The sequence below is a fragment of the Vreelandella sulfidaeris Esulfide1 genome (assembly GCF_054072535.1).
The window spans coordinates 1,642,591-1,656,257 of the sequence record NZ_CM133364.1 but is presented as its reverse complement, the minus strand read 5'-3'; the positions used below and the strand labels follow the sequence as shown (position 1 = coordinate 1,656,257).

Genomic DNA, 13,667 nt, shown 5'->3' with positions numbered 1-13,667 from the left:
GCTACACTCAATCGAGATCGTAACCCAAGCTTTTCAGTGCGCGCTCGTCATCCGACCAGCCACGCTTCACTTTCACCCACAAATTGAGCATCACTTTGGTACCCAGCGCACGCTCCATATCCAGACGCGCTTCACGACCAATGCTCTTGAGTCGATCGCCGTTTTCACCAATCAAAATAACTTTCTGCCCCTGTCGCTCGACAAGGATGAGCGCGCTGATATGCGTCACCCGCTCTGTCTCGCGGAATTCTTCAATCTCAACGGTCATCTGGTAAGGCAGTTCATCGCCCAACTGGCGCATCACCTTTTCACGCACTAGTTCCGCGGCCATAAAGCGCAAGCTTTTATCAGTGATCTGATCTTCAGGGAAGAAGTGAACGCTTTCGGGAAGATGTTTGGCCACCTCCTCTTCAAGCGTATCTACCTGAGTACCATGCTTGGCAGAAATAGGCACGATGGCGGCAAAATCGCGACGGGCACCTACCTCGGCCAGCCACGGCAACAAATCACCTTTTTCGCCCAGGCGGTCGACTTTATTAACCGCCAGAATGACCGGCGCTTTGACGTGTTCCAGGCGTTTCAATACTGCCTGGTCTTCTTCGGTCCAGCGAGTGCGGTCAATGATAAACACCACGCAATCTACGTCGCGCAGTGCCTGAGTAGCCGCTTGGTTCATAAAGCGGTTAATGGCTTTATTACGATCCTTGGACATGATGTGCATGCCCGGCGTATCGACATAGATGAACTGGGTCTCATCCTCCGTTTTAATCCCCATTACCTGGTGGCGCGTGGTTTGGGGACGCCGTGAGGTGATGGAGATCTTCTGCCCCAAAATACGGTTCATGAGGGTCGATTTGCCCACGTTGGGACGGCCGACAATGGCAACGAAGCCGCAAGTTTGGCTCATGATTTTTCTCCGGGGCTTTTTTCGAGATACGACAATGCTTCTTCTGCCGCTTGCTGTTCAGCATGGCGTCGGCTAGGCCCCTTACCAGTGGTATGCTCAACCAAGAGGTCAATGTAGCACTCCACGGTAAAGGTCTGGGCATGCGCCTCGCCCTTCACGCAGACAACTTCATACCGCGGCAATGCGGCTTGGCGCGATTGCAAAAACTCTTGTAACCGCGTTTTTGGATCCTTTTGGGTATCTTGTAGAGAGATATTCCCCAGCCGCTCGAAGTACCAATCCAATACCCGGTCGCGCACGACATCCATACCAGCATCTAGATAGATAGCACCGATGATGGCTTCAACCGCATCCGCCAAGATCGATTCACGGCGATGCCCACCGCTTTTCATCTCGCCAGAACCAAGCCGTAAGCACTCACCGAATTCCATTTCCCGGGCCAGTTCTGCCAAGGTTTGGCCTTTCACCAACCTCGCGCGCAGGCGAGAGAGCTGTCCTTCTCGCGCCTGGGGAAAACGCTGGAACAAGGCTTCGGCGATCACAAAGTTGACAATGGAGTCACCCAGGAATTCCAGGCGCTCATTGTTACGACCACCGAAGCTGCGGTGGGTCAAGGCCAATTCCAATAGCGTAGCGTCGCCAAAGGTATGGCCGATTCGTCGGCAAAAAGCGTTCAAGGAATTACTCACAGCTCTCCTACGTCATTGACGTTAACTAAAGTGACATAACTGACTAAACACAACGTAAGCAGGCACTTCATTCAATGCGTCGCACGCTGGTGAAACTTGGTAACCCGCCATCCCAATGCATCCACACACCAAAGGCACGTCCGACAATATTCTCTTCCGGGACAAAGCCCCAGTAACGGCTGTCATTGGAGTGATCGCGATTATCGCCCATCATAAAGTAGTGCCCTTCTGGGACTTGCACTTCACGCATTTGCGGTCCAGGGTCTCGTGGATTGTTGTAAATAAAATGTTCGGCATCACCCAACTGCTCTTCTAATAATAACTGCTCGGGCGAAGCGTCAGGCCCTTCTTCGATCAGTTGTTTGGCGACCGGTTCACCATTGAGGTAAAGCTGCTTGCCTTCATAACGGATACGGTCTCCCGGCACACCAACCACTCGCTTGATGAAATTCACCGAGGGTTCATCAGGAAAACGAAACACCATTACGTCGCCACGCTCGGGGTCATCTATTTCGATAAAGCGGGTGTTTACCACCGGCAACCGCAGCCCATAGGCAAACTTGTTGACCAGGATAAAATCACCTACTTCAAGCGTCGGTCGCATTGAGCCCGAGGGAATCTGAAAAGGCTCAATGATAAAGCTACGTACTATAAGTACTATCAGTAGCACCGGAAAAAACGAACGGGCGTAATCAACTGGCCAAGGCTCTTTAAGCAGCTTTTCGCTCGTTGCTGGATCCAGCCCTTCCTGGGTATTGGCCTCCGCTGTAGCAAAACGCTGGCGGCGCTTGGGCTTTAATAACAACACGTCCAACAGGTAAACAACGCCCGAGAGCGCAACGGCAAGTACCAGCAGTAATGAAAAATCCATGAGTGGCGTTCTTTCCTAGTCGTTAACCTTGAGCACAGCAAGGAAGGCATCCTGGGGAATTTCCACACGCCCTACTTGTTTCATGCGTTTCTTACCCGCTTTCTGTTTCTCGAGCAGTTTCTTTTTACGGCTAACATCGCCGCCATAACACTTAGCCGTGACGTTTTTACGCAGTGCCTTCACCGTTGAGCGCGCCACTACTTGACCACCGATGGCGGCCTGTATCGCGACGTCAAACATTTGCCGTGGAATCAGCTCTTTCATTTTTTCCACTAGCAAACGGCCACGCTGGTGGGCGTGATCACGGTGAATAATCACCGCTAACGCATCGACTTTATCGCCATTAATAAGCACATCAAGACGCACCAACTTGGCTTCTTCAAAGCGTTCGAAGTTGTATTCAAGCGACGCATACCCCTTCGAGATCGATTTCAGACGATCAAAGAAATCCATGACCACTTCTGACATAGGCAGTTCGTAAGCCAGCTGAATTTGGTTACCTAAGAACTGCATATCCAGCTGTGTACCACGACGTTGCTCGCACTCGGTAATCACGTTACCCACGTACTCTTGGGGAACCAGGATGCTGGCACGCACCACAGGCTCACGCATTTCGTCCACGTCGGCCATGTCGGGCAGTTTGGAAGGATTGGAGACGTATTGTACGTCGCCATTTTTCATCGCGAGTTCATAGACAACCGTCGGCGCAGTGGTGAGCAGGTCAATATCATACTCACGCTCCAGGCGCTCCTGAACAATCTCCATGTGCAGCGTGCCCAGAAAGCCCACGCGGAAACCGAAGCCTAGTGCATCGGAGTTCTCGGGCTCATACGCAAGCGAGGCATCATTGAGCGCAAGCTTCTCAAGCGCATCACGAAAATCTTCATAATCGTCGGCACTGACCGGAAACATCCCGGCATAGACCTGCGGCTTCACTTTTTGGAAACCCGGCAAACGTTCTACATCAGGTGTTTTGGTGTGGGTAATCGTATCGCCCACCGGCGCACCGTGAATTTCTTTGATACCGGCGACTATGAAGCCGACTTCGCCAGCGCGCAGAATATCAGTTTGCTTACGTAGCGGCGTAAAGATACCGACTTCCGTCGCACCCCAGTCGCGCCCCGTCGATTTAATGCGAATTTTATCGCCTTTGCGCAGCGTGCCATCAAATAAACGTACCAATGAGACCACGCCAAGATAGTTATCAAACCAGGAGTCGATAATTAGCGCTTGCAAGGGTGCATCCGGGTTGCCTTTCGGCGGCGGAATATCACGTACTAAGCGTTCAAGCAACGCATCAATACCGATCCCGCTTTTAGCCGAGACTTGGCAGGCATCGGTAGCATCCAAACCAATGATCTCTTCGATTTCTTGGGCCACTCGGTCGGGGTCGGCTTGAGGCAAATCGATTTTGTTCAGTACAGGTAGTACCTCAAGCCCCTGTTCAATCGCGGTATAGCAGTTGGCAACCGACTGCGCCTCGACTCCTTGCGCTGCATCGACGACCAACAGCGCCCCTTCACAGGCGTAGAGCGAGCGTGAAACTTCGTAAGAGAAGTCAACATGGCCCGGTGTATCGATAAAGTTCAGCTGATAAACCTGACCGTCGGCAGCGGTATAGTCCAACGTAACCGACTGCGCTTTGATAGTGATGCCGCGTTCGCGTTCGATGTCCATTGAATCGAGCACTTGCTCTTTAAGCTCACGCGCAGTCAACCCATCACAGGTCTGGATCAGACGATCAGAGAGCGTCGATTTACCGTGATCAATATGGGCGATGATAGAGAAATTTCTGATGTGCTTGATCTTGCTATCGTTTTCTTGGGTCATTTGCCGTTTTAATCCGGGTGTGTCCGCAACGTTGTACAATTAAAAATAAGATGATGAGTTGCGCAGTCGAAATTTGATGACATTGTACCGTTAGCGGGGTGCCGGTGCTATGTTCATCAAAAAATGTAAAAAATAACTACTCTCCACTCACTTGCTAACCGCCTGCACCCCGCTTTCTTCCAGGTCTATGTACGCATAAAGCAAGCCAGTTTCGTCTATTTCATTGCATAGGTTTGTATCTATGCTAAGTATGCTAACGGATAAGATCAGAACAGGATAAAAAACAAGTAAGGAAAGGAGCGACATGGAGACTGAAATTCCCATACTAGATATGCTCACCCGCCTATTGGTTGCCACCGGCCTGGCACTGTGCCTTGGCTTGGAGCGAGAGCTTCGCGGCAAACCGGCGGGTCTCCGCTCTCATATGTTGGTATCACTGGGCTCATCCGCTTTCATCATTGTTGGCTTGAGTGTTTTGTTTGGCAGCGATGAAGGGGGACGCGCGGCAAGTATTGATCCAAATCGCGTTGTTGAGGGTGTGGTTGGAGGTATTGGGTTTCTGGGCGCTGGCAGTATTATTCGCAGCGGCGCTCACATTCAAGGGATTACGACAGGCGCTTCGATCTGGCTGGCGGGCGCCATCGGCGTTGCCGCAGGTACCAACAATTTCCCATTGGCTGGCATGGTCACCATCATAGGATTGATCATCATGGTGGTTTTAGGTCGGTTCGAGCAAGAAATTTTAGAGAGCCATGCTGAGAAAAAGGTTCGTAGAGATGAAAGTAAGAAGAAGCCTGAGGACTGATTAAAAGAGGCAGGAAAGCGAGGTGGGGGAACAAGGCGCGGTTAGTTGAGCCGCCAATACGATGAGCGCTGGCTAACAACCGTGGTCCGGCGACAACCGCCGGACCAGGAGCGTAAATAGCAATGTTATTTAAAACGTGTCATTCCAGACGTAGCGCTACAAACAGTGAATGTCCATCGCGGAATAACCGGACAGGAATGGCACGGTCAGTTGGCAACTCGTCGACGATATCTACCAATTCCTCAGAAGAGGAGACGCTGCGATGATCGATGCTAACCACCACATCGCCTGAACGAATCCCCGCATTGGCAGCCACGCTGTCAGACTCAACCTGGCGAACGACCACACCGCCCTGAACATTCAGTTGCTCACGCATTGCGTCATCAATTTCAGCGACTACCATGCCAAGCGGTGATTGCGCTTGGTTATTGCCGCCGGATTGTTCAACCTGCTGCTCGGCATCGGGCCAACTGCCCAACTCGACTGATTCTGTCAGCTCTTCACCGTCTCGCATTACGGTAAGTTCCACCTCGCTACCGGGCGCGCCCTTGCCAATCAGACGCGGCAGCGAACTTGAGCGCTCAACCTCTTCACCATTAACCTCAAGGATAACATCACCCGCCTGGAGACCGCCCTGAGCCGCTGGGCCTTCGGGATCAAGATCTGCAATCAATGCACCAACGGCACTTTCCATGCCGAAAGATTCTGCCAAGTCCTGAGACACGGGCTGAATCATGACACCAAGCCAGCCACGGTTAACTCGGCCATCTTCACGTAATTGCTCAGCAACATCCATGGCAACGTTGATAGGGATAGCAAATGAAACGCCCATAAAGCCACCGCTACGAGTGAAGATTTGCGAGTTAATACCCACCACTTCACCGTCTAAGTTAAACAGCGGACCACCGGAGTTGCCGGGATTGATCGCTACATCTGTTTGAATAAACGGCACATAGGCATCGCGCGGCAACGTACGGTTAATCGCACTGACAATCCCCGCAGTGACAGAGTGATCAAAACCAAAAGGTGAGCCAATCGCAGCGACCCATTCACCTACTTTGAGCTCATCAGAGTCTCCCAGGGTAAGCGTGGGCAGGTCACTTGCATCGATTTTTAGTAGCGCCACGTCGGTTTGTGGATCGCTGCCAATCACCTCAGCATTCAGTTCGCGACGATCGTTGAGACGTACCAGTATTTCATCGGCATCCTGCACGACGTGCGCGTTCGTCATTACGTAGCCGTCTTCACTGATGACGAAACCCGAGCCTAACGACTGACGTTCTTCAGAACGTCCTTGCCCGTTGCCGGGCGGTGCGGGAAAACGGTCCCCGAAGTTATCTCCAAAAAAATCACGGAAAATTTCGGGAATTTCCTGACCACCAAACCCAGGTGTACTGGTTCTTTGCACGGTCCTGCTGGTAGAAATATTAACCACCCCAGGGGCGGCTTCTTCAACCAACTCGGTAAAATCAGGTAAACCCTGTGCATTGGCTGCTTGACCGAAGGTTAGCAACGCCATCACACAGACCCATAGCGTGGAAGGGAGAATCAAGCGCTTCATCCAGGAGCTCCTACTTAAGGTAATATTAATCAAAGGCAGATCAACAACTCACACTGTGATTCCGGAGATCTAAATTGACGAACTAACTGACCAAGCGCGGGCGAAAGCGTTCCCTTCGCCCGTGCAAAAGACATTTCACACCGAGAGCACCGCCACCCAAGGCAATGAAAAAAACCAGCGGCGCTAGCCAAATCATGGAACTAACGAATGAAGCTATGCCGGATAGCAGCAATGCGAGCATTAACGGCAGCGCATAGACAAAAAAAGCCAGCAGCGTGACGGAAGCACGAGGCAGGCTTATGGTGACTTGGTTTCCGAGGGGATAACACTCTTCAATACCGTGGGCTTTAACGGGTAACGCTACGGCAATGCGCTGGCTTCGACGACGCGCCAGCAATCCGACCCCGCACCCTCGACCCTGAGCGCACTGCTCACAATTTTCTTGAGATGAAATCTCTACAATAAGATGCCGAGGGGCATAGTCGACAATAATGCCTTCGCGAAGCAAAGAAGCACAGTAAGCAGACGCCATCATTTTTCTCTTACCTTGCATGAATGACTACTGGCATGAATGACTACTACTAATGCTCAGGCTTAAGTGCTTCATAGTCGTCGGTACTTTCCTGCGTTTGTGTCTCATCACCCACGTCAAAGGTAATTGAGCGGACAATTCGCTGCAGGGTGGCTATCGGCAGCTCACCAATAGCCACTAATTGCCAACGGCCTTCAGGGGTAACCAAGTGCTGAACAGCCACTGCAGACACGCCCAACTGATGTACGCCTTCTTGCAGCAGGGTGGTTTCAGCAGACTCAAGGGATTCAACAAAGAGGCTGACAGTGGTTAAGCCATCGCTATAAACACGCTTATGGACGTCATTGCCCGCGAAGGTCACCGGCTGAGCGACAAACCCATCGGGTAGCCATGTGGTATGCCAAGGGGTGTTAAGAATAACCTGGGGCGAGTCAACCCAAACACGGCCCTTATACTTTTGAGGCGACTGAAGCTGGGTAATTTGAAAAGTTTCAATGATTTGCGCCTGCTGATCAATAAGCACATGCTTAAGTAGCAGACCCGTATCACGGTCTAGCCACCACTCATGAGAAAAACGCCATTGATCAAGGGGCTCAAAAATCAGCTTGACGGCGTCGCGACCTGCAACCCGGGCATCCTCTTCAAGCGAAACAGTATAAAATTGTTCTAAATGTGCCGCCCACCTCGCGGGAGAGGGCAACTCACCATTATGGCTTTGGGTCCACGCCAACTGCCCCACTGGCGAGCGGCGCTCGATACTGACGGAGGGACCGTCTAAATATTGCACTACTTGCTGTCGAATACCGTCTCGAATGCGGTGAGAGAGCGCTAATGTACGTACGTTAATAGCATCGATCGCAACCGCTCTCGCCTGAAAGGCGTAACAATGGCTAGCCCACAAGCCTCGCTCAAGCCACTGCGTTGCATTACTGGGCGTCGCCTGGGGAGCTTCTGTACACTCATAACCCGTCGTGCGGCTGTCATTCTGCCTGTCCTCTGGGTCATCTGTGCTCACTGCATGCGCTTGCGATGAGAGAATCCCCATCATTACCGCCAGTAGCCATGCACACTTAGCGTGCTTGGGTACTATCTTTTTGCACAGACCCTTTTTGAACAGACCCTTTTTGAACAGACCCTTTTTGCGCACACCCATCCCGCGCACTCCCTACTCACCTGACCAGATCGTTAATAAGGGTTTGACTTAGCGTTGGCCTAATGGCTCAGTTACCGCTGATGAACGCATTAACGGCATCCAGCTATCGCCACTACCATAAGCGGCACTTTGGGTATGCTGTTCTAAGTAGGATTGCAGCAAGCCAATCTGGTCAACATCAATGTTCGTACCCTGAGAGGCGGTAACCCCTTGGGGGGGCTGCGCTGAGAAGCTGGCTTCGCTAATATTCATCAAGCCACTTTGCCCCGTCTGGCCACTAAGCCTAAACGGTGTAGGCTCAAACATGGGCATATCAGCACGCGACGCCACGGCGGGTTGAGACGCCAAACTAACGGGTTGCACTTGGTTAGCCCCGTTTACGCTAGCTCCATTAACCCCCTGCGCTGCTGTTGCCATCTCACCGCCACTTTGGCTAACCGATGAGTTATTGCCAAAGAACTGTACGCCTGTGATCACCATCAATGAGACAGCGGCAGCAACGCCTGCGCCACGAGCAAACGAAATACCTCCCGCGCGGTGAGCCACATGGTCGACATCCTGCATTACCGGAGCAGGTTCTTCACGCAATCGGGCCATAATACCAGCTGAAAGATCAACACTGACATCGACACCCTGCTCACGCTGCATCATGCTGCGCGCAAGGTGATAACGGCGCCAAGTATCTGCGGCATCGTCATCATTAGGCAGTGCCTTTAACACTCGGCGAAGCTCAAGCTCATCACTTTCGCCATCCATTAACACCGAAAGTGATTCCCGTGTGTTTTGACTCATACTTCACACCCTCACACTGTTTAAAAGAAGTACTGGCGTGATGAATAATCTTAATAGACACCTTCACACCGACGACTTCCAAGGCCAAGACTCCGCTGCAAACTAATGCGTTTTAAAACCAATTAGGCAACAACGCTAAGCTCATGACGCTTCACACATAGATCAAACATGCGCATCAAGATAATCAAGTTGTATGACGCCTTACAAGCCAGACAGTTCACAAAAAAAGTAAAATCTTCATTCCTTGTGATGGTCATTTACGAACGTCATTCAACACTGCAACTACTGACCGTTATTCATCACGACTGTTCCGTGCCGTTGATACTAACGGTCGAATATGTTCATCAACCGCCTCACGGGCACGAAAAATACGAGAGCGAACGGTTCCCACCGGACACTGCATCACCTGCGCGATATCTTCATAAGCCAGCCCATCCAGCTCACGAAGCGTTATCGCCGTACGTAGGTCATCAGGCAAATTTTCGATCGCCTGATAAACCGCTGCCTCTAGCTGATCCCTGGCAATTGCCGCTTCCGGTGACTCTGAATCTGCTAGCCGTCCGCTTTGGTCGATAATTTCAGCATCGACGATATCCAAATCGCTTCCCGGTGGGCGTCGTCCTCGCGAGACCAGATAATTTTTCGCGGTATTGATGGCAATACGGTACATCCAGGTATAAAAGGCACTTTCTGCACGAAACTTGCCTAAGGCGCGATACGCCTTAATAAAAGCCTCCTGGGCTACATCCTGAACTTCTGAATGATCATGAACGTAACGACCGATTAGACCGATAATTTTGTGCTGGTACTTTTTTACCAGCAAATCGAAAGCGCGCGTATCGCCTTTTTGAGCACGTTCCACAAGTTGTTGATCTGTTTCCCGAGTGCCCATTCACACGCCCCTCCAGCTCGTACGGCGCGCGCCGAGCTCCATTCCTATTAGCCCTAACACGTGGGCGTTCACAGCAAGCAGCATAGCGTCCCTTGGGCATTGATTAATAATCGAGTGAAATAAAGGGCAAATACGTCGCCCGAGAATGTTGCCACCTATTATGACTAGGCTATGTTTTACGACGATTATAACGACATTAATAGCAGTGTTACGCGTTCTGAGCGGCGCATCAAGCGCTGCATACCCCTATCTCAAAATCCTGCGGCTGACACTTTTAATCTCGCTATAGTTCCACAGCAATTGATTTTTACCTCCACGGCAAGCGATAGTAGATGCCACTTTTATCGCCCCCCTCTCTTTTTCAGCCATTATGCAAGCACAGGTAGCAAGATGTCAGAACAGCAGGTTAATAACCTTAACGTCCTCGCTCAAGACGTTCTTACCACGCCAGAAGCGCTCAAAAACGCAGTACCGTTGACTGATGCGGCAGAGCGCACGGTTATCGAAGGACGCCAAACCATTCAGAATATTCTAGATGGCAACGATCCGCGACTGCTCGTGGTCGTCGGCCCTTGCTCAATTCACGACGTGGAAGCTGCACTTGATTATGCCCGCCGCCTCCGCGCGCTGGCTGACCAAGTCAGCGACAGCCTGTATATTGTGATGCGCGTTTATTTTGAAAAACCGCGCACAACGGTCGGCTGGAAAGGCTTAATCAACGACCCCCACCTCAACGACTCCTTTGAGATCGATGAAGGCTTGCATATCGCACGAAAACTGTTGGTCGATCTCGCTGAAATGGGCTTACCGCTCGCCACCGAAGCACTCGACCCCATCTCGCCCCAGTATATGCAAGACTGCATTAGCTGGTCAGCGATTGGTGCTCGTACTACCGAGTCGCAGACACACCGCGAAATGGCTTCTGGCCTCTCCTGTCCGGTCGGTTTCAAAAATGGCACCGATGGCAGCCTGGACGTGGCCATCAACGCCCTTCAGTCCGTCGCTAGCCCTCACAATTTCCTGGGCATTAACCAGGCAGGCCAAGTGGCGATCATCCGTACCCGTGGCAATGCCTACGGCCATGTTGTGCTGCGTGGTGGCAATGGTAAGCCCAACTACGACAGCGTCAGCGTTGCCCTGGCAGAGAGAGAGCTTGAGAAAGCCAAGTTATCACCCAACATCATGATTGACTGCTCCCATGCCAACTCCAACAAAGATGCTGCACTGCAGCCGCTGGTGCTGGAAAACGTCACCAACCAGATTCTGGAAGGCAATACGTCCATTATTGGCCTAATGGTCGAATCCAATATTGGCTGGGGTAATCAAAAGCTACCCCAGGATCTCAGCCAACTGCAGTATGGCGTCTCCATTACCGATGCCTGCATTGACTGGGATACTACGGTGGAAACATTCAACCGTATGAACACTAAACTGGCCGACACGCTAGCCAAACGTATCTCCAAGTAGGTCCTGAACCCCGCTATGGCGGGGTTTTTAATGACCTTCTAACGGCTAATTTCACGTCGAAATGGCGGCAACGCATCCAGCAAGGCTTGCCCATAGCGACGGGTAATGACCCGCTTATCCAGCAATGTGATAGTTCCTCGGTCGCTCTCCTTGCGAATCAAGCGCCCACAGGCCTGCACCAGCTTAATAGACGCATCGGGTACGCTGATGCGCATAAACGCATTGCCACCTTGGCTCTCTATCCACTCCGCTAACGTCGCCCCTATCGGATCGTCCGGCACCGCAAAAGGCAGGCGCGTAATCACCACATGCGTCAAATAGTCGCCGGGGAGATCGATCCCCTCGGCGAAGCTCGCCAAGCCAAAGATAATACTCCCCTCGCCTTTATCGACTGCCGAACGATGACGCTCGATCAACTCACGCTTAGGAAGAGCGTCCTGAGCCAATACGCGAGCTTTAATCTCGACCGGCAGCGCCTTGTCCACCGCTCGAAGCTGGGCGCGAGAAGAAAACAGCACCAACGCTGCCTCTTTGTCAGCTAACTGCGATACGAAAGCAACAATAGCCCTTTCATGAGCGTCGCGGTCACCAGGATCGGTGGCTTCCTTAGGTACTCGCAGCACTGCATTAGCATAATCAAACGGGCTGGGTAATGCCTGGTAGCGATAACGGTTGGCTAAGCCTGCACGCTCCTGAAGACGTTCAAAGCGCCCCAAGGCCGTTAAGGTCGCCGAGGTGACCACCGCACCGTGGCAGCGCCCCCATAAATGTTTAGCTAGCGTATGCGCAGCTGAAACGGGACTAGCCGAAAACTCAACTTCCGGCTCGCCCGCTACACGGCTTAGGGTGATCCAACGGGCGCTGGGCGCTTCGTTAGCCATATCCTGTTCGCTAAACGCCTGCCAAAGCGCGTGCGCTTCTAAGGCACGCCCATGGAGCAGCGCCACCAGCGGCAGCCAAGCTTCCGCCTGCTCACGATCAAGGCCGGTCTGCTTATCAGGGTCGAGGCTTTCGCGCAGAATATCGCTGATACTTTCCAAACAGCGTGAAAGCGACGCAAACATCACCAGCAACTGCTGTGCCTGCTCACGTAAAGCGTCGGGTACCTGACCATTTTCAAACCGCGATTGGTGAGTAGTCTCTTCATCGGCTAGGCCGTTGGGCCTGTCCGCCAGTTGATGCCCCATGCTGAACACATCGCCTAGCGCGGGTTCCAGGTTATGTATCAGCTCCGGCAAACTCACTAATAGGCGGGACACAGTTGGTTGAATTGCTAACGCTTGATGAAGATCGGTCAAACTGCTTTTTAGCGTTTTCAGCCAGCGCAAACAGCCGTGTACCGCAAAGCGGTGGGCAAAGTGGGAGAGCGCTTTTTCAGGCAAGTGATGGCCTTCATCAAACACAAAGATGCAGTCCGCCGGATCGGGGAGAATAGCGCCGCCGCCCAAGGCCAAGTCAGCCAGCACTAGGTCGTGGTTGGCGACGATAACGTCAGCATTCTCAAGCTCACGACGGGAGCGAAAAAACGCGCAGGCACCAAAGTGCCCGCAGCGCCTGCCCGTGCACTGGCGATGATCCACCGTTAGCCGCCGCCAGTGGGCATCCTCAATCGCTTCCGGCCAGTTATCGCGGTCCCCTTCCCACTCGCCCTGCCCGTAAGCCTGCGCCATATCGCTGGCAATCACAGTGAAGTCGCTACTTTGCGTTTGCAGCGACTGCTCAAACAGCGACAGCGTTGGGTTGGGTTCAGTCCCTTCGAGCGCCTGATCCAGTCGCGCGACGCACACATAGCGACCGCGCCCTTTGGCTAGTGCGTAGCGAAAGGCGATACCGCTGTGGCTGGCGAGTGAAGGTAAGTCCTGGTTAAGCACCTGCTCTTGAAGTGCGACCGTGGCCGTGGAGATGATCAGCCGCTTGCCTCGCGCTTTAGCGATCGGCAAAGCGGCGATCAAATAAGCCAGCGTTTTACCCGTACCGGTGCCAGCTTCAAGCACACAGACGTGGGTATCACTTGTGCGCTTACCCTCACTGTCGCTCTCGATATTTCCCAGCGTACGTGCAATTTCAGCGATCATCATACGCTGGCCATAGCGTGGCGTTAGTTCAAGGTTTTCCACCACGCGACGGTAAGCGTCTTGAATCTCGCTTTTGAGGGTTGTATCAAGCAT

The 13,667-nt window shown here is 52.5% G+C and carries 12 protein-coding genes; 2 read left to right on the top strand and 10 right to left on the bottom strand.

From position 1 onward, the window contains the following. Window positions 1–7: 7 nt before the first annotated feature. From era to lepA, 4 genes are all read right to left on the bottom strand, one after another. The gene (gene era, locus ACW44H_RS07625) at window positions 8–907 is read right to left on the bottom strand and encodes a GTPase Era (protein WP_457508171.1); all 900 of its coding nucleotides are present in this window, start codon (window positions 905–907) and stop codon (window positions 8–10) included. Further along, complete coding sequence (gene rnc / locus ACW44H_RS07620; RefSeq protein ID WP_113268093.1) at window positions 904–1,596, bottom strand: ribonuclease III; 693 nt, start codon at window positions 1,594–1,596, stop codon at window positions 904–906. The genes era and rnc overlap by 4 nt, the downstream gene beginning before the upstream one ends. Before the next feature lie 67 nt (window positions 1,597–1,663). Then, window positions 1,664–2,467, bottom strand: a complete 804-nt coding sequence (gene lepB / locus ACW44H_RS07615) for a signal peptidase I (RefSeq protein WP_457508169.1) — start codon at window positions 2,465–2,467, stop codon at window positions 1,664–1,666. Window positions 2,468–2,482: 15 nt separating this feature from the next. Further along, complete coding sequence (lepA, locus tag ACW44H_RS07610; RefSeq protein WP_113268095.1) at window positions 2,483–4,297, bottom strand: translation elongation factor 4; 1,815 nt, start codon at window positions 4,295–4,297, stop codon at window positions 2,483–2,485. A 304-nt stretch (window positions 4,298–4,601) separates the two neighbouring features. Here lepA and ACW44H_RS07605 point away from each other — a divergent pair, with 304 nt between their 5' ends. Then, window positions 4,602–5,102 (top strand): MgtC/SapB family protein, encoded by a 501-nt coding sequence (locus ACW44H_RS07605; protein ID WP_113268096.1) that lies wholly within the window; start codon window positions 4,602–4,604, stop codon window positions 5,100–5,102. Between the two features lie 139 nt (window positions 5,103–5,241). Here ACW44H_RS07605 and ACW44H_RS07600 read toward each other — a convergent pair whose 3' ends face one another. The 5 genes from ACW44H_RS07600 to rpoE all read right to left on the bottom strand — a co-directional run bounded on the left by ACW44H_RS07600 (window position 5,242) and on the right by rpoE (window position 10,032). Beyond that, on the bottom strand, window positions 5,242–6,663 hold the full coding sequence (locus tag ACW44H_RS07600) for a DegQ family serine endoprotease (RefSeq protein ID WP_457508166.1): 1,422 nt from the start codon (window positions 6,661–6,663) through the stop codon (window positions 5,242–5,244). 82 nt (window positions 6,664–6,745) lie between these two features. Further along, window positions 6,746–7,198, bottom strand: coding sequence for a SoxR reducing system RseC family protein (locus ACW44H_RS07595; RefSeq protein ID WP_457508164.1), 453 nt, complete (start codon window positions 7,196–7,198; stop codon window positions 6,746–6,748). A gap of 46 nt (window positions 7,199–7,244) precedes the next feature. Then, window positions 7,245–8,348, bottom strand: coding sequence for a MucB/RseB C-terminal domain-containing protein (locus tag ACW44H_RS07590; protein ID WP_457508162.1), 1,104 nt, complete (start codon window positions 8,346–8,348; stop codon window positions 7,245–7,247). Window positions 8,349–8,396: 48 nt separating this feature from the next. Next, on the bottom strand, window positions 8,397–9,140 hold the full coding sequence (locus tag ACW44H_RS07585) for a sigma-E factor negative regulatory protein (RefSeq protein ID WP_457508160.1): 744 nt from the start codon (window positions 9,138–9,140) through the stop codon (window positions 8,397–8,399). A 292-nt stretch (window positions 9,141–9,432) separates the two neighbouring features. Further along, window positions 9,433–10,032 (bottom strand): RNA polymerase sigma factor RpoE, encoded by a 600-nt coding sequence (gene rpoE, locus ACW44H_RS07580; RefSeq protein WP_113268100.1) that lies wholly within the window; start codon window positions 10,030–10,032, stop codon window positions 9,433–9,435. Window positions 10,033–10,422: 390 nt separating this feature from the next. On the opposite strand from rpoE, the gene ACW44H_RS07575 reads away from it, so the two are divergent. After that, window positions 10,423–11,499 (top strand): 3-deoxy-7-phosphoheptulonate synthase, encoded by a 1,077-nt coding sequence (locus tag ACW44H_RS07575; RefSeq protein ID WP_457508158.1) that lies wholly within the window; start codon window positions 10,423–10,425, stop codon window positions 11,497–11,499. A gap of 38 nt (window positions 11,500–11,537) precedes the next feature. Here the strand turns inward: ACW44H_RS07575 and dinG are convergent, their stop codons facing one another. Then, window positions 11,538–13,667: an ATP-dependent DNA helicase DinG gene (gene dinG, locus ACW44H_RS07570; RefSeq protein ID WP_457508156.1), complete on the bottom strand. Its 2,130-nt coding sequence runs from the start codon at window positions 13,665–13,667 to the stop codon at window positions 11,538–11,540.